Below are 17,156 nucleotides of genomic sequence, written 5' to 3'. Positions count from 1 at the left end.
AATTTGTGTCCTAATAAATTTAGAAAAACGTAAGTAAATAATATTTGTATAATTGTTCGATTTTAAACGGATATAACTCTCAAATCATAAAAAAAGCTCCCGAAATCAACTTTGGGAGCTTTACTAAACAACAAAAATCATTCACGTCAACTATACAAACAACACAATCCAAAGCATTAATTTTCTTCAGCTAAATAAAAATACTCCCTATCTAGCACCTTAAAATAAATCCAATAAGGAATCTGCCGATGCCCTGGAAGCAATGCATCTACAGCCTGCTGTTGCGTTTTGTATCCCTTTGCTAACTCATCTATTTGCTTACCATAGACTTTAACAATTACAGCATTAGTTGGTGTCGGTGGCCTTTGATTCTCCCTAAGTGGATATTTTTCCCGAAGTTTCTTTCCAAACTTCGAAAGACCATCCCAGACTTTCGGGGGTAGTGTTACCATGTATAATCTTTTAGCAGAAAAAGACGAATCGTCCTTATGCTCACGAAATACTTCTCGAACCATTTTTGCCGCAAAAATATGATCTGGGTGCCCATAATATCCCACAACATCATCATAAGTAAGAATCGTCGTAGGTTTATATTTTTTTATTTGTTGATAAATGTAGTTTTTCAACTCGATTGGATTGACTTCAGAAAGCTTGGCATCTGGGAAAGTTGCTTGAACAGGTGTTACACCTAGCTTTTTTGCTGCAAGCTCTCCTTCTTTCTCGCGTGCTTTTCCGAGGACATCTTTCGAGACTACGCCACCTGTTTTACCCGCTTCACCTTCTGTCAAAACAACCATCGTTACCTTGGCGTTTTTTTCATGAATCTCACGAAAAACTTCTCCAGAAACGGTAATCTCGTCATCTGGATGCGGAAAGATAAGCATCATTCGTTTTGGTGAATCTTTCGGAATCAGAGAATTTGTCACAACTGCATTTTTATCTAAAATTAGGTTATGTACGAACCCGAATCCGACAGTCAGTATTATTAAAATAGTGAACAACACAAACAAAATCCGTCCAATGAATTTATTTAGCATATAACTGTTACCTTTCTTTCGACTTTGAAACATTAATTCAGCGCACTTTTCCAAAGAAATAAGCGAATCGTTTAGCTTGATTCGCCTAATTCATAAAAATTTTTAATCATAGATTCTGAATAATTTTACGTTTTGCTAACTTTTTGACGTTTCTTTGTTTTTTCAAATACCCACTCGTTTTGAATTTTGAAACTACTGAAAGAAAGCAATAAGTCCACAACAATTTTTAATATACTCGCTCCGCCATGGAAGGCATCTTGTAGGAAAGTAACACCATACGCTGAAACGATCATTTGAATCCCTGATAAAATATAGTAGCGTACGACAGACCTTGCAGAAGAATGTTTAAAAACGGTTTTTGCATTTAATATGTAATTAACGATTGATGAAATGACACGTGAGATAATGCCAGCCCATAACACAGCTGCACTTGTGCCAATCCTATGTTCTAATAAATAAATAAATAGCACAAATAACCCATAGTCAACGACAAAAGAAATTAGAGATGATGATAAAAACTTAAAGAACACAAAATAAATTTTAATAGAATCCACAAGAGGATTAAAGTGTGAACTGCTGTTTTTATCTAAATAGATTGTTTCAATCATTGTCTCCTTGATGTCAATCCCCTGCTGTTTACAGCCCAGGAGCATATTCAACTCATATTCAAACCGCGCACCAGATAAATTAAGTAAAAAATTCATATATGAAACGGGAATTCCACGTAAGCCCGTTTGTGTATCCGTAATAGACAAACCTGTTAGATATTTAAAAATTGAGCGAGTTAGTGTGTTTCCAAATCGACTACGGAACGGTATATTTTCTTCAGAAAAATTTCGCACTCCTAAGATTAAATTATCTGGCGATGCCATCAAAGCTCTTGCCACTTGATCAATATCCTTCGGTGTATGCTGTCCGTCACAGTCTGCTGTCACAAGACCAATCGAATTCGAGAAATTTTTTAAAAAATATGAAATCCCTGTCTTAAGCGCCATCCCTTTTCCTAGGTTGTGAGGGTGCTCAAGAACGGTACATCGGTCTAATTGACGTAAGTTCTGAAAAATTCCATTGTACTGTGCATCGCTACCATCGTTAACGACTATAATATGTGGATTAAATTTAGACTTCAATTCCTTAACCAAATGGATCAATCGATCATCTGGACTAAGAGCTGGTATTAAAATAACAGGAAAGTGATACTGCATTGATTCGCGTCCTCTCAATCATTTCCATTAACAATTTTAGTATCTCACACATTTATACTGAATTGAACAATAATTTAATATTTTAAATAAGTTTATCCAAACACAAAACATATAATTAAAAATTTAATAGGTATATATAAATCGATTAGATATTTGGGCACATGAAAGTTTATAGTCTTAATCGGTATCTCTTTTTAAAAGCAATTTTGTTTGCTCCTCAACTTGTCATTTATCCAATATTCTTTGCTGATGCAATCGAGTATGGATATAGCAGAAGCCGTTCACTTATCTTCTCCGTCAGTAATTGAGCGAGTACGGAAATTAGAGGACCAACAAATTATTGAAGGATACTATGCACATGTATCTCTAAAAAAATAAACCGTCAAATTTCTGCATTTATATTGTTTAAATCAACAGATTGTAAAGCATTAGCTAACTTTTGCAATAATCATCCAGATGTACTTGAGTGTTACAGAGTAGCTGGTGAAATTAGCTATATTGTCAAATTAGCAACGCATTCTGTAGAAAGTTTAGAACAATTTATTGATGAATCAATGCAATATGGTACACCATCAACGAATATCGTGTTATCTTCTAATGAAAAAAAAATAATTGCTCCTTTTATTAGTGAAGAATAAAAATTCTGGCAAAACATCATTTTCTCCTATTTTGATAAAAGAACTAAAATCATTAAAAGAAATATGTTATACCATGCAAATGAACACTTTACATTAAAAAAGAGCCAATCAAGGCTCTTTTTTATGATCACTTTCCTATTTAAACTTATTTAGTCTCTCTACTTTATAGGAGATAGATATTTATTATGTTCTAAAAATTCCTTTCCATATTGTCCATGCTCATTAATCGAAGGGTGTTCAACTTGAATTGTTGCGTGTACAAGCCCATATTTTTCTTTCAATAAGTGATTGATAGATGAAACGGTAAGAAAGGATTGACAATCTTTTCTTAAAAAAACATGAGCTGTTATACAATAATGTTCTGTTGTAATACTCCAAAGATGCATTTCATGAACATCTTCAACTCCTTCGATTAGTTTTATATCTTGACGTATTAAATCAAGATCAAAATTATTTGGAACTGATTCCATTAAAATTTGATAGGATTCACGTGTAATTCTAATACCACCAATGATGATAACAACACTAATGATCATACTGATAATCGGATCTATAATTGTATAATTTGTAAAATAAATTAATATTGCCGATATGATCACACCGATTGAGTTTAATAAATCACCAATAAAATGCCAAAGTGCACTTTTAACATTCAAATTGTTTTCTACTTTCATGCTCCGAATTAGAATATACGTAAGAATAATATTTATTAGTAACCCAATCGATGAAACGATTAACATGATACGTAAATCAATTACAGTCGGATTGATAATCCGTTTGATCCCTTCAATACAGATACCAATCGAAATAATTATTAAGGCAAGTCCATTTAGAAAAGACGCTATTATTTCAAATCGAAGATAACCATAAGTATATTTCTTATTTGGGTTTTTCGTTGCTAGATAGATAGCAGTAATACTTAATCCTAAAGCGATTACATCAGATAACATATGAGCAGAATCTGATAAAAGCGCTAACGAATGTGAAATGATTCCACCAACAATTTCAACAACCGTAAAAAATATGGTTAGAAAAAAGGTAGTCCATAATGTTTTCTTTGATTTAAGTTGCTCCTTAACATGATTTAAGTGGTGATAATCATAATTATTCACTTAGTTTCTCTCCTCTTTAAGATCTTAGAAAGTATTTTATTTTTCTATTCTTACCAACTTTTATTTACTTATAGTAAACATATGATTATAAACAAATAAAGACTGACCATATAAAATACATCCTTGATCCTCATTGAACTAAACTCCCAGTTACTTCAATAAAAAAATGATATTCTTAAGTTACTTTTTGATTTACAAAAATAGAAATGATTCACATCATACATAAATAAAAGGCTGAATCTTAACCTGGCTTATTTAGTAACATACATTTAGCTATCAATTAACAAGGGGATATTTTTAATGTCTATTTGACACTTCCATTACATCGTAAGTATAATTATCGGATGGAAATAAGGAGGATAATCTTATGCAATCACAAAGTCTAATCAAACAATTTCAATTTGTTCGCATGGGCACACTGAAGAAATTTGATGCCATTACAGAGGAAATGGCAGATGTAAAGTTAGATGGTTTGAATAACACGCTTCGTTGGCAACTCGGTCATATTTATACGGTCACTGAATTGGGAATGCATTTGGGCAGCCCTGAAAAAATGCAACTTTCGGCTCGTTATAAGGAGCTCTTTGGAAATGGTACGAGTCCGGCAAACTGGACAGGCGAAATACCAACATTACAAGAAATAAAAGAACAACTTGAAAGTCAAATGGCACGTGTAGTTGAAGTGGCTAATGAAACAAACGAGGCTGCTGCACCATTCGAGATTGCTAATTTTAAAACAGTAGGCGAAATGGTACATTTCTCTATTAGTCATGAAATGCTTCATCAAGGTCAAATTATCACAATGACAAAATTGACAAAATAAACGATCATCTTTTGAAGAGATTGAAAAAATTGAGTAAAAAAAATGAAATCAAACAAATGATTTCATGGATTTCAAGTTGTTGAAAAACGAATTGGACAAGAAAAAATGCTGCGATTTTCCGCGGCATTTTTCTTTTATGAATTTTCTAATTAAAAACTAAAAGTTGAAATGGATTTTCCCCCTTTGCAACACTAGCTTACAACTTTGAAAGATTCATAATTATCGATTGTTTTCCTTTTATTAAATTACTTTGAACAAAACCACCAATCATAGCATTGAATCTGTCCTTCTTTTGATTGTTCCATACGTTTATTTGCATCCTGAATTGTATTTGGTGGCGGCATAATTAATCGTTCACCTACAAGTTCATTTTCTGGCCAGTTTGCTGGTGTCCCTGCTTTATTTGCATCTGCTATTTGCAATGCTTTTACAGCTCTTATAATTTCATGGATATTGCGTCCAACATTATCTGGATATGTCAATATTAACCGTATTTTTCCTGTCGAATCAACAATAAAAACACTTCGAACAGTTTTTGTGCCAATCGTCGGATGAATCATCCCTAATCTAGAAGCTATTTTGCCAAGGCTATCTGCTATGATTGGAAAAGTTATTTCTACATTAAGATTTTGCTTTATCCATTCAATCCATTTTATATGGGAGTAAACTTGCTCAACAGATAATCCTATTAAATAAGTATTCAACTTCATAAATTCAGGCATCATTTTTTGAAATGCTACAAATTCTGTTGTACAAACTGGAGTAAAATCACCTGGATGACTAAATAATACATACCAATGTCCTTGAAAACCTGTTGGAAGAACTAATTCACCAAGAGTAGTTTGAACTTTTAATTCAGGAAACAGATCACCTATGAATGGTTTTGTATAAAGCTCATTTTGCTCCATTACTGTACCTCCATTTTAAGAACTATCTTTGTGGTACTCAAAGCTACTTATTATTTCTTAATAGATTACAATAACTATTCTTTTTTTATTTTTTAAGGAATACTATCATCTCTAATCATATTCATAATGGTTCATTTAATGCTACTAACTTTAAATGCCCTATAAAGTTTTGGTGTGTTACTTTATATTGAGATATTTAAAGCTATAAAAAAATGACCCTCAAATTGAGGATCATTTTTATACCTTAATAATAATTAGGAATTTAAAAAATTCCCCAAACATCTATATAATAAACTCCAAAAATTAGAAAAATAAGCACTAATGAAATCGATAAATAAAACACGAGTATCCTTGAAGATCTATATGTTTGATTATTAATATCATTTCCTTTTATAAAATAACTAATAGTTGATATTATTAAAGCAAAAATTCCAACTATAATTGATGATAAACCAATTATCTTTGATAGTGTATCCCCTAAAATTGCACTAGAAGATAGAGTAGCAAAATGGAGATTAGTAATTAAGAAACCTACTCCCATAATTGTTATACATGTTCTTACCCATGCAAGATATGTTCTTTCATTTGCCAAATGTTGTTGTATATATTTAGAATCAGTTGTTTCTTTCTGTTTTTTTAATGTATTATCCATGCTTATACCTCTATTTTAAGTAAGGTGTTTTACAATTCTCTTTTGCTCTTCGAATAATTTTTTTATATAAAGAAAGGCACAATTAGCCGTGCGCCTTTTACTTTATTTTATTTTCCCTTTCTAATCCAAAATTTAAAAATATCATTATCCTCTTCATATTTAGCCTATAGGAATATTCAAAGCATTTATAATAGGCATTTTATTGGACTCATTATAATCTCTTACATCTATAATTTGAGTTGTTGATATTTCACTTGTTATAGATGATGAATCCACACATTTAATATCACGTATTGGAAAGTACCTAATATATAGTTTTCTTAAGCTCAAACCAATTATCAATGTTAAAATTAAAAACAATTTGATACCTCACTTACTAAAAAATATTATGTTACAAAAGTGATTATATACCCTGTGGGGTATATCGTCAATAATTTGTTTTTAATATAAAATGATTTTGCTCCTTAAGCCTACATAGACGAGCGTCTACAGAAGCACCGCCTTATACTCCTTCTACTATAATTATTTTTCATTCATTATTATCCTCCATTATATAAAGTCCGGTTGTAGCATCTTGAGAATTTCATTTAATACCTCTAACTATTTTGAAAATAAAATAAACAATAATAGAAATTACAAAAATTATTATTAAAGCCGGTAAGACTGCAAGCAAATTTTTTCCTCCTAATATTTATTGCTCAGAAGTGTTTAAACAAATATATATTTTATTTTGTAATTTTTTCTTATAAAACAATACTGCAAGAAACTAAAATGGAAGTTAATGATCCCTCCCTCCTCACCGACACTTGTCCCACAAAAAATGGTGAACAACACATTGCTGGATCAAATAATTGAAAAAATATAAAAAATAGCCGAGAATCAACTCGGCTATTTAGATTCATAATATATTTCATAAGAAGTTTGGTTACGAATATCGATTCCTACTTCTTCCTGCATTAATTTCATTTGGATTTACACCATATCTTCTATTCCAGCAGATGTATGAAAATTTATGTGTGTGGAGGAATAGTTTTATAAAATCCTAAAACTTAATATACTTCGCTGGATTTACAGCGTTTGATTTTGCTTCATTCCATTGTCCATCATGTAATTCAAAGTGAAGATGTTGTCCAAAAGAATGCCCAGTATTTCCCATCGTTCCAATTTTTTGTCCTTTTGAAACAGTTTGCCCTGTTGAGACTTGATACTTTTGCATGTGAGCATAAACTGATGTAAATACTTTTCCATTGATATTATGTGTAATAAAGACAACATTACCATAACTAGATGAATGGTAAGCTCGTATGACAACGCCATTTGCTACTGAGACAATCGGTGTGCTTCCATTTTTTGCAATATCTACGCCAAAATGCGTTTCATGATCAAATGAACGATATCCGAAACCTGAAGATACATATCCTTCCGCTGGTCGAGTAAAATCACCACCTGTAATACTTGAAGCGGCTTTTATTGCTTTTTCCTGATCTTTTAATAGGTTTTCCTGTTCTTCTAAACTCAAAATATCTTGTTCCTTTTCATTTACATCATCCTTAAGTTTGCTTAATATTGCCTTCATTTGAGTTTCTTGATTAACAAGTGTAAGTTCTATATTTTGAAGATCTTTTTTATCATTTTCTAACTTATTTTGAGTTAACATTAAGTCTTTCTTTTTTAATTCAACTTTTTCTAAATCGTTCCGTTGGTCCTTAACAATGTCTTGATCTGCATTCATAAATTTACCAATAGCATTTATTCGCTGAACTAAATCACCAAAACTTTTTGCATCAAAAATAACATTTAAATATGAGTTATTTCCACCCGATTTTTGTATTGTAATTAAACGATTATTTATAATTACTTGACGCTGATCTAACCGTTTTTGAAATCCTTCTATTTCAGCTTGTAATTCTTCTATTACTTTTTTACCATTTATTATTTCTGCCTCTTTTTGGCTCATCTTTATTTTTGCATTCTCAATGGATAAGTTAATTGAATCTAAAGAGTTTACTAACAATTTTTGCTGATCTTTTAATTGATCCATCTCATTTTTCGCTTTTTGCGCTTCTTTTTGAACTTTTACTCGTTTATCTTGAATACTCTTAATCTTTGTATTTGGTAAAGTCTCTGCAAGTACACCTTTTGGAAGTAAAGTGAGTGATAAACTTGCAGCTACTAATATTAGTTTATTAATAATTCGTTTCATCGTTTTCTCCCTAAGCTTGACATATACTTATATATGTTAACTTAGAAATGTAACAATTTAATGCAAATTAGACTACACTCTTTTTACAAGTTTTTTACAAGCTCTTTGCAACACTAAAAAAAATAATTAGTAAATCATATAATCATAGTGTACTCAACCTGAGTGATTGAAATCTTAAAAATTTCTAGAAACATAAAAAAAAGCGTCAAACCGCTATCGTTCCAACGAATTTGACGCTAATATGTAATGGGTTCACCTTTAAATAAATTATTGGAACTTCCAATAACCATCCAACATTTCAAAAAAGTGATTTTGATTCGTATGAGAAAGGTTTACTAAAAAAGGTGTCTGCCCTTTTTCTTTTAATACCGTAGCAGCCGGACCATCTCCAATAGGTGTACAAAATAATAAATTAGTTCCGTTCAATTTTAATATTCTACACCGTGCATTGATTTCGGAATCAGTGAACTCTTCTTCTTGTTTAAGGCCAAACAAATTCTCCCAAATTTCTAATGTCTTATCTAAATTATCTACAACAAAACCAATGCTTTCCAATTTGGGTTGACCTATTATATGTGATCCGATAAATCCTTGTTCCTCTAATTCCGAATGCCTTTCTTCATCTGATTTTTCCCATTCAATAAAAAATGGTAACTTAACCTTTTTTTCCGGATATTCTGGGAATAACAATGACCATCTGATTACTTGACCATCAGCACGAACTCTCTCCCCAGTAAGCGGTCCATATACTGTAAGTCCTTTTGCTTTTAGTTTACTTGCTAGTTCATCAATTTGATTCGTTCTAATTGCTACTGTCGCAGGTCCTTCCCGATTTTCTTTTGCTAGCTGTTCTACGATTTGCGTAATTAATCGATTTTCCTCATGTTTTTCAGCTATTGATAAAACTTCAATTCCTAAAAATTCAATATAACTTAAGCCAAAATAAGTTAGGGTATTATATGTACCCCAAGATTCATGACGCCCTCCCTTTACAACATGAATTCCTCTTTCCTTTAAGGGTAAAATTGCATTCTCTGGTTTTTTGAAGAACCAAACTAGGTGATCAAAGTATAAATCCATTATCGTACTCCTTTCAATCGATAGTTAATGATTTCAGCAACCGCCTTTTCAGCTGACAAAAGAGCACCTTCAAGATGTCCACTATAATCTGAATTCGTCTCTGTACCAGCAAATATAATTTTCTTTCCCCACATGCCTTCTACTGAGAGTGGACCATAGCTTTGGTAATTTTTAAGAGGACTTAAGTCCTCCTCAACAGTAGTTTCAGAATCTGTGGACCAATCTTTGTAAAAAATAGCTTTTACGTTTTTAGCTTCACTTCCAAAGAGTTTAACTAATTGGTCAACAACCAATTTTAAAACTTTATCCTGACCCATTTTTTTACGTGCTTCTGGTGGCATTCCAAAGAAACCAAATAATGCACCAGAGCCTTTAATAGGAGAGGCATCATATATTTCTTCTAAGGGACCAACTACACTCAATACGTATCCAGAAAGTCCTAATTCTCTCCAGAAGGGACGATCATAGACTGCTACTACTTTGGCCTGTCCCGCCATCCACGTAGGTTTTTTTACGATATCAGTAATAAGATTTGGATGAAGTGAAGGTGAAAATTCAATGTGTTTCGCCACAAGACGTGGTGGCAATGCCAAAATAACAGCATCTGTAGGAAATTTTTTTCTCATCCCATTAGAAAGCTCTGCTTCAACTGTGATATTACCAGATTCATTCAGTTGAATTTTCTCAACTCGTGTCTCCAACTCAACTATTTCTGAGGGTATTGTGTCTGCTAGAGCATCGATAAGAGACTGCACACCTCCAGTTAATCTAAGCCATTTTTCGTCTGAGTTTTCCTTCAGTACACAGCGTTCTGGTGGTTTTATTTGAAAACGTTCTTTTAATATTTCGCCTTTCATATATTGTTCAAATGTTTCTAAATTTAGTTCTTTTACAAGGTTAGCTATATGATTCTCAAACTGTGGCCAAAACCACGTAGGGCCAAGGTCAAATTTGCCTAGGTCCGGTCTGTTTAGATCAGAAGTACTCAAAACCCTACCACCAATCCTATCTCTTGCTTCTAGAACTCTACATTTAATACCTTTTTCAGTAAGTAGTGATGCAGCACGTAGACCACTTAAACCTGCACCAACTATAATTACAGGATTGTCCATATATTGTCCTCCCTCTGACAACGTCAATATTGTATAAACGTAATTTAATCATAATTCTAAAACGATTAATCTCTAACCCGTAACACATTCAATCCACTTTCTAGAAAACTAATTCTACTTAATAATTCTATTTTTCAAACATCTTAACACGCACAAAAAAACCATACAACATTATAATTGTGTGGCAAACAATTTAATAAGTGTATGGTAATTGATACTACTTAAGATCTTGTAGTAATCGTTCAAGAATCATCAATCCATGCTCAAGCTCTTCAAGCGTTTCTGGTGCACAGACGGAAACCCTAACAGCCCGCTCTGGACAACTTTTTCCAACCACAAAGCGTTCCGCCGCATACACTTGTACCCCTTGTTGTGCAGCTAACTTTTCAAATTCAGCACCTGTGAGTTTTCCCGGTAACAGTAACCAATGAAATATACCTGTTTCAGTACCTAAACAGGTATAGTCTGACAAATATTTATTTACGACTTGATTTCTACGAATGGTTTCTTCACGATGAATCTTAATTATGTTTTCAAATTGATTCGATACAATTGTACGTGCCGCTAGTTCTGAAAATAAAGGGGAAACTGATATATTTAGATTATAAAGTGCCTTTGAAATTGCCTCTTTGAATCGAATAGGCACAGCAACACAGGCTAACCGTAACCCCGGTGCTATTGATTTTGATAAACTCGCAATATAGATTCTGTGTTCTTGTGCAAATGATGCTACTGCTGGAATTGGTTTTTCATTAAGGAGATTATATGTCGCATCTTCAATAATGAACTGATTATACTTTTTAGCTATTGCTGCAATTTTTTTACGATTTTCAATAGACAAACAAGAAGCTGTCGGATTATGATAATCCGGAATCAAATAGATGCCTTTAATATTGTCATTTTTACAAGCATATTCAAAAGCATTTGGACTCATTTCATAATTCTCTGACTTAATTGGTACGATTTGTACGCTAAGCATCGCTGCAATCGTTTTTAAGCCAGGGTAAGTATGATCGTCAGCACCAATGCGATCTCCAGGCTTACAAAGACTTGCCAGTGTAGCAGCAATCGCATTTTGACCCCCATTTGCAAATAAAATATGATCAACTGTTGTTTCAAATCCACCTCTTAAGATTAGCTTTATAGCTGCATCCTTTTGCCACAAACTTTCCCCTGCTCTTCCGTATCCAAACCATTTTTCATAATCTGACTCTTGCAGCATGTTTTTCAGTTGAAGTAATAATGGCTCATATGAAGCATTATCAGGAAGTGTCGCACCCATCTCAATTAAATGCTTCGGCTTAGTATCTTCAAGTAAATACGCATTCGATAATGCATCATAAGATACAAATGTCCCACTTCCCACTGTTGCACTTAACAATCCCTTTAACTCGCAGACTTTAAACGCTTTTGAAATTGTACTAAGATTTAGATCTAAATAATCGGCCAGTTCACGCTGTGGGGGAAGTTTAGTCCCAGGTAATAAAACGCCATTTAAAATATCTTTTTCCACTTGCCCTGCGATTGCCTGATAGATGGGCTTTTTATTTTTATCAATCGATGGCTTCCAACTCATCGGATAATTTTCGAAAGAATTAATTGACATAATATGCATCCTTTTTTCACACAATTATATAATTGTGTGATTTATAAAACAAATATAATTTCCATCGACTTTTATGCAAGTATGCCTTGCTATAGTCTTCAATTCCAACTGATATTATGATATAACCAATATAAAAACTCCCCAACATGGCAAGGAGTTTTTTCTTCATTTATTTCGTTCCAGAAAATCTTTAACTCCTTCGAAATGATGCTTCATTTTTCCATCGATTTTCTCAAGAATAAAATGACCGTCTTTTGCAATGGGACTACTTTGTGTTTGATGTGCATCAATTGAAACAGTATAGTGACTCGAACTCATCTTCATTGATGATAAGTTATGAATATGTTGCCCAACATCATAATACAACCAATCGATTGCATGGTAGTAAGCATTCTCTATGGTCATGAAGACTGGGTGTAGAAAAAGTTTACTTGTTGGAATCAGTAAACCTACTACAACTACTCCGAACCAGACTAGTACCACTTTCTTTCCTATCTCTTTCGCCAGATGAGCGAACATGAATCTTGAATCAACAAACGATTGTCGATTTTTCGTTTCCTTTTGAATGAGTTTGTGATGACCCTCGATCACTAATTTTTGTTCATATGGATAATACGTTGCAAAACGTTTCATCAGTGGCATCCTCTCTTCCATAAAACACTATTCATTCATCACGTTTCTCTCTATTAAACGATATGAGACAACTGGTAAAGTATTCTTACAAATGTCTTCACCTCTACTTTTACTCTTCTGGCATACTCATTTCTTTACATGATTCTAAATAAATACATGAACAAATTCCAATACTAATCTTAAGAGGTGATTTTAATGGGTAAATGGAATGAACAAGCCGCAGCGAATAATAATTTGCCATCTAGCACAATCCGAACATCTGAGCTTCTGTTAGGCAAGAAAGCAGACCATGAATTTTCAGAAGACCTTTCTGATGGCGGAGAAAGAAATGAAAATATTGAAAAGCTGAATAAGAATTCTAAACTGAAATAATTGTAAGTATGCCTCAATTAACAGAAAAAAGAGCTAATCGAATACATGACGATTAGCTCTTTTCAATTTGCATATACAAATTAGAAGACACAATAAACAATCAATTATCTTTACAAATTAGTTGCATATGATATACTCTTTTTTGGTTTAACTAGATTAGTTTTCAAAGGAGTAACTTCATGAGTATTCAAAATGTGTATCTTTCTATAAAACAAGGAGAAACAGCCACAAACCAAAATAGAATTCCCATTTCCTTTAATGAAACGTTGCTAGGTCGTACGTGGGGTGATGATTTCCCAGATATTCCTTTTACAAGTCAATATATTTCAAGAAAACATGCTTTAATTAGTTTCGATAAAGAAGAAAATTACACCATCGTTGATCTCATGAGTAAACATGGAACACAAGTTAATCATATTTCTATAGAGAAAAATAAACCATTTTTCCTTCGTGATGGCGATTGTATAAGTCTTGCAAGTGGTGCCGCTGTACTTATTTTTCATAATCTATCAGAGCAGAACCTTGGAGACACACTTGATATGCCATTAGTTTTAGATAAACAAATAAACGATAGCATTGGAATAACTGTAAATGTAGTTAAAAGAGAAATTTTAATTGACGGCGTAAGAATCCATCTAACTAGTAAAGATACAGAATTATTTTTGTTGTTATATCAAAGAGCCAATAGCGCAGTTAGCTATAATGAAATTAAAATAAATGTTTGGCCGGAACGAATGACGAAAGATATTGAGCAGCCTGATGTAGGACGGGAAGAAATTAATACCCTTTTATATAGATTACGTAAGAAATTAGGTAAATACGGACATAAGATTATATCTGTTCCTCGATATGGTTATATGTTTGATCAAGAGGATATGTAATAGAGTAAAGAGTGTAGTAATTTTAAAAATTCTACACTCTTTTTTTTAAAATTAACTAAAAACAATTACTTATTTTGCGATTATTTATATAGCTTATAATAAATTAGCTCTTACTTTTTTCTCTATAATAGTTAATTCAATATATATTGCAATAAATGAACATAATGAACCAACTACCAGAAATATTGCGCATACATATACAGGTAGAATTAACAGAATGTACGCTAATATAGTTCCAACAACGATTAATAAATAAAACAATACAATTCACCCTTTTTCGCATTGATCAAATTAAATCAAAATCGACTTATAAAAAATTATGTACTCATGTAAAGATATTACTTCATGCTTTCTTACTCAATATCACATTGATAACAAAACACTAACATTTAAAATTACAATTTCAGAAAAAGAAAAAACCTGCTCCGATTCAGGAACAGGTTGATAGTTTGTTATTTTACGTATTTACTAACCACTTAATTACTCATATTATTTATTAACATTATTAGGATTGTAAATTGAATAATGATCCAATACAATTTGTTTTTTTAAAGGAAAAACAAATTTAAGCTTTTTTGATCCAATTGAATACGTTATGATTTTTTCATTGTTTGAGGTAGTAACTTCTGAACTAGGTGAGCCAAAATAATTTTTTATATTATTAATAGTTAAAGAGTTTAACTGTGGATCAAAAGAACGTAATTCAAATATTAAATGGCTTTTTTGATAGCCAACTACTACGTTTCTCTTTGTGTAAGTGTTATATGTTCCTTTAGCAGCGGCGACATATACACTACTGTTTTCTTTTCCCCATTTTTCCTTTACCCCGTCAATAGTCGAATTCGTTACATTAAAATCTGCATTGATAATTTTTCCTTCATTCGCCTTTGTTGAAATATTTTTTAAGAGTAAGTACTGCTTATTACTAGTTTCATTGTTATAAGTAACTGCTTTCTTAATTTGATTATTTAAATTTGTAACATTGACAGGTTGAACTTTATTATTGTTAAGTTTATATTTTTGTTTTAAAGCTAAAATCTTATAGACACTTTTATTGATTGTGTCTTCTGATATTTTGTGATTTTGCACGGCTGAATATATACTATTGTAGATGGTTTTAACGTTTTCATTTCCATGTCCAATCAAAATTATATTACTTCCGGCATTAATAGAAGTAACCGCTGCGTTACTTAAGTTATAGTGTTTCGCTATAGCGCCCATTGACATATCATCCGTTATGACAACCCCATTATAACCATATTGTTTTCGTAAAAGATCAGTTATCACCGCTTTTGACATAGATGCTGGATACTTTGAATCTACCTTTTTTACTACTATATGAGCTACCATCATCATATCCGCATGATTTTTTATTGCATGATTGAATGGAATTAACTCAAACTTTTTTAAACTTGCTAGGTCTTTATTCACTATAGGAAGTTCTAAATGAGAATCTACTGATGTATCCCCATGCCCAGGGAAATGTTTAATGACAGGAATTGTGTTTCCTTTATGAATTCCATCCATCATTCCAATACCAATATTTGAAACAATACTCGAATTTGTACCAAACGAACGATCTCCAATTACTGTATTTTTAGGATTACTTTGTATATCGAATACTGGTGAAAAATCTGTATTGAATCCAAAGGATGATAGTTCTTTTGAAATCATATTACCTATATTATATGCGTACTGCATATTATTTTTATTTCCAATTGTTCTCGCAGAAGGTGTATTTAAAACAGCTGAAGGCATGCGATTTACCCTACCGCCTTCTTGATCGACAGAGATAAACAAAGGTACCTTGTTATTTTTGTTGTATGTTTTTATGTCATTTGTTAAGTTTACTAATTGACTCGGACTTTTTATATTCGTTCCAAAGAGAATTACGCCGCCTAACTTATAATTTTTTAAAAGAGTATCTGCATTACTTGATGTTGTTCCGTCAAAACCAGCGATCATCATTTGTCCGATTTTTTCTTTAAGAGTCAGTTTATTTAGTTCAACAAGTATCGGATCAGTTTTTGAAACACTAACATTGTTCTGAGCCTTAGCTTCGATACAACCAGATAATAATATGAAACTACTAATCGCAATCATTGATAATTTTTTAAAATTGTTTTTCATATTTTCACCTCTAAATTCAAAATGATGTGTGCATTATTGACCTTTATCTAATCATAGCAAATAAATGTTTCTAAAATATAAACTTTTTGTATCAAATATATGATTTAATACAAATCTAATCTTGATCCAGTAATAGTTTTATAAATGTTACTCCGACATCAAATCAGCTATTTGAGAATGCTCGTTCTAAACCTTAGAATCTCACTAATTTTCTACAAAAAAAGGAGAATCCGTATTTTTTTCTATATGCTATTAATTAATACAAATATACCCTTCCTGTAAATATTTTTATAATAAGTCGAGAGCAAACACTAATCAGTTATTCATTTTAAATTAGTTCGGTAAAGATAAAGATAAAATAAAATTAATTTAATATGTAAAGTAAAAAAAGCTAACTAATTTGTTAGCTTTTTCAGAGTGTTGAAATATAAAATGATCAATAGGGAAAACGGACATTAAATGAACATTTAATAATGATGAAATTATCATTTTCTGCATGATCTTGTAATGGTTTTAAATGTTAATATGTTCGAGCAATTTTATGATTCCAATAACACTAGACATTTTTTTTCAGAAGTTAAAAAATTATGAGCTTATTCTTAGAAAAACAAATTCATTTGACTAATTTAGTTTAATGTTCGATATTAATTGAACTACAAACTGATTAATAAAAACTGCTAGATTACTCTAAGTAAAGGCTATTTGATTAGGATTTAGTGTATACTTTTTTTGATGAAAAAGTTGATTGGAATGGAGGGGTGCTC

General features: G+C 31.9%; 14 protein-coding genes and 1 pseudogene. 4 read left to right on the top strand and 11 right to left on the bottom strand.

Going from position 1 to position 17,156, the window contains the following annotated elements; genetic code table 11:
- Positions 1 to 176 precede the first annotated feature (176 nt).
- Complete coding sequence (locus BED47_RS06995; RefSeq protein WP_069033058.1) at positions 177 to 1,037, bottom strand: PIG-L deacetylase family protein; 861 nt, start codon at positions 1,035 to 1,037, stop codon at positions 177 to 179.
- Between the two features lie 125 nt (positions 1,038 to 1,162).
- Positions 1,163 to 2,242 carry a bifunctional glycosyltransferase family 2/GtrA family protein gene (locus BED47_RS06990; protein ID WP_069033057.1) on the bottom strand — a complete coding sequence of 360 codons (1,080 nt, stop codon included), beginning with the start codon at positions 2,240 to 2,242 and terminating at the stop codon, positions 1,163 to 1,165.
- Between the two features lie 249 nt (positions 2,243 to 2,491).
- Between BED47_RS06990 and BED47_RS06985 the strand changes: the two are divergent.
- Positions 2,492 to 2,880 (top strand): annotated as a pseudogene (locus BED47_RS06985) (Lrp/AsnC family transcriptional regulator).
- Positions 2,881 to 3,038: 158 nt separating this feature from the next.
- Here the strand turns inward: BED47_RS06985 and BED47_RS06980 are convergent.
- Positions 3,039 to 3,992 (bottom strand): cation diffusion facilitator family transporter, encoded by a 954-nt coding sequence (locus BED47_RS06980; protein WP_025568831.1) that lies wholly within the window; start codon positions 3,990 to 3,992, stop codon positions 3,039 to 3,041.
- Between the two features lie 367 nt (positions 3,993 to 4,359).
- Between BED47_RS06980 and BED47_RS06975 the strand changes: the two genes are divergently transcribed.
- Positions 4,360 to 4,815, top strand: a complete 456-nt coding sequence (locus BED47_RS06975) for a DinB family protein (protein WP_025568833.1) — start codon at positions 4,360 to 4,362, stop codon at positions 4,813 to 4,815.
- A gap of 245 nt (positions 4,816 to 5,060) precedes the next feature.
- Here BED47_RS06975 and BED47_RS06970 read toward each other — a convergent pair whose 3' ends face one another.
- The 7 genes from BED47_RS06970 to BED47_RS06940 form a co-directional block, all read right to left on the bottom strand.
- Positions 5,061 to 5,723, bottom strand: coding sequence for a peroxiredoxin (locus BED47_RS06970; RefSeq protein ID WP_025568834.1), 663 nt, complete (start codon positions 5,721 to 5,723; stop codon positions 5,061 to 5,063).
- 262 nt (positions 5,724 to 5,985) lie between these two features.
- A complete protein-coding gene (locus tag BED47_RS06965; protein ID WP_069033056.1) occupies positions 5,986 to 6,375 on the bottom strand; it encodes a YidH family protein in 390 nt (129 codons plus the stop codon).
- Positions 6,376 to 7,417: 1,042 nt separating this feature from the next.
- Positions 7,418 to 8,578: a murein hydrolase activator EnvC family protein gene (locus BED47_RS06960; RefSeq protein WP_069033055.1), complete on the bottom strand. Its 1,161-nt coding sequence runs from the start codon at positions 8,576 to 8,578 to the stop codon at positions 7,418 to 7,420.
- Between the two features lie 267 nt (positions 8,579 to 8,845).
- Positions 8,846 to 9,658: a VOC family protein gene (locus tag BED47_RS06955; protein ID WP_069033054.1), complete on the bottom strand. Its 813-nt coding sequence runs from the start codon at positions 9,656 to 9,658 to the stop codon at positions 8,846 to 8,848.
- Positions 9,658 to 10,770, bottom strand: coding sequence for a flavin monoamine oxidase family protein (locus BED47_RS06950; RefSeq protein ID WP_069033053.1), 1,113 nt, complete (start codon positions 10,768 to 10,770; stop codon positions 9,658 to 9,660). Before BED47_RS06950 ends, BED47_RS06955 begins: the two co-directional genes overlap by 1 nt.
- Before the next feature lie 217 nt (positions 10,771 to 10,987).
- The gene (locus BED47_RS06945; protein WP_069033052.1) at positions 10,988 to 12,376 is read right to left on the bottom strand and encodes a PLP-dependent aminotransferase family protein; all 1,389 of its coding nucleotides are present in this window, start codon (positions 12,374 to 12,376) and stop codon (positions 10,988 to 10,990) included.
- Between the two features lie 165 nt (positions 12,377 to 12,541).
- Positions 12,542 to 13,009 carry a hypothetical protein gene (locus BED47_RS06940; protein WP_069033051.1) on the bottom strand — a complete coding sequence of 156 codons (468 nt, stop codon included), beginning with the start codon at positions 13,007 to 13,009 and terminating at the stop codon, positions 12,542 to 12,544.
- A gap of 195 nt (positions 13,010 to 13,204) precedes the next feature.
- Here BED47_RS06940 and BED47_RS23650 point away from each other — a divergent pair, with 195 nt between their 5' ends.
- Both BED47_RS23650 and BED47_RS06935 read left to right on the top strand, forming a co-directional pair.
- Positions 13,205 to 13,381 (top strand): hypothetical protein, encoded by a 177-nt coding sequence (locus tag BED47_RS23650; protein WP_175403464.1) that lies wholly within the window; start codon positions 13,205 to 13,207, stop codon positions 13,379 to 13,381.
- Positions 13,382 to 13,560: 179 nt separating this feature from the next.
- Positions 13,561 to 14,262: an FHA domain-containing protein gene (locus BED47_RS06935; protein ID WP_069033050.1), complete on the top strand. Its 702-nt coding sequence runs from the start codon at positions 13,561 to 13,563 to the stop codon at positions 14,260 to 14,262.
- A 489-nt stretch (positions 14,263 to 14,751) separates the two neighbouring features.
- Here the strand turns inward: BED47_RS06935 and nagZ are convergent, their stop codons facing one another.
- Entirely contained in the window at positions 14,752 to 16,392 is a 1,641-nt protein-coding gene (gene nagZ / locus BED47_RS06930; RefSeq protein WP_069033049.1) for a beta-N-acetylhexosaminidase, read from the bottom strand.
- Between the last annotated feature and the right edge of the window lie 764 nt (positions 16,393 to 17,156).

The organism is Gottfriedia luciferensis (assembly GCF_001712755.1).
Lineage (GTDB): Bacteria > Bacillota > Bacilli > Bacillales > Bacillaceae_G > Gottfriedia > Gottfriedia luciferensis_B.
Note: the sequence above shows the minus strand (reverse complement) of the source record. Positions and strands in the feature narration are given on the sequence as shown.

Excerpts from the sequence above, each read along its gene's own strand:
- BED47_RS06995 (WP_069033058.1), bottom strand. The coding sequence starts at position 1,037 with ATGCTAAATAAATTCATTGGACGGATTTTGTTTGTGTTGTTCACTATT.
- BED47_RS06990 (WP_069033057.1), bottom strand. The coding sequence starts at position 2,242 with ATGCAGTATCACTTTCCTGTTATTTTAATACCAGCTCTTAGTCCAGAT.
- BED47_RS06975 (WP_025568833.1), top strand. The coding sequence starts at position 4,360 with ATGCAATCACAAAGTCTAATCAAACAATTTCAATTTGTTCGCATGGGC.
- BED47_RS06970 (WP_025568834.1), bottom strand. The coding sequence starts at position 5,723 with ATGGAGCAAAATGAGCTTTATACAAAACCATTCATAGGTGATCTGTTT.
- BED47_RS06965 (WP_069033056.1), bottom strand. The coding sequence starts at position 6,375 with ATGGATAATACATTAAAAAAACAGAAAGAAACAACTGATTCTAAATAT.
- BED47_RS06960 (WP_069033055.1), bottom strand. The coding sequence starts at position 8,578 with ATGAAACGAATTATTAATAAACTAATATTAGTAGCTGCAAGTTTATCA.
- BED47_RS06955 (WP_069033054.1), bottom strand. The coding sequence starts at position 9,658 with ATGGATTTATACTTTGATCACCTAGTTTGGTTCTTCAAAAAACCAGAG.
- BED47_RS06950 (WP_069033053.1), bottom strand. The coding sequence starts at position 10,770 with ATGGACAATCCTGTAATTATAGTTGGTGCAGGTTTAAGTGGTCTACGT.
- BED47_RS06945 (WP_069033052.1), bottom strand. The coding sequence starts at position 12,376 with ATGTCAATTAATTCTTTCGAAAATTATCCGATGAGTTGGAAGCCATCG.
- BED47_RS06940 (WP_069033051.1), bottom strand. The coding sequence starts at position 13,009 with ATGAAACGTTTTGCAACGTATTATCCATATGAACAAAAATTAGTGATC.
- BED47_RS23650 (WP_175403464.1), top strand. The coding sequence starts at position 13,205 with ATGGGTAAATGGAATGAACAAGCCGCAGCGAATAATAATTTGCCATCT.
- BED47_RS06935 (WP_069033050.1), top strand. The coding sequence starts at position 13,561 with ATGAGTATTCAAAATGTGTATCTTTCTATAAAACAAGGAGAAACAGCC.
- nagZ (WP_069033049.1), bottom strand. The coding sequence starts at position 16,392 with ATGAAAAACAATTTTAAAAAATTATCAATGATTGCGATTAGTAGTTTC.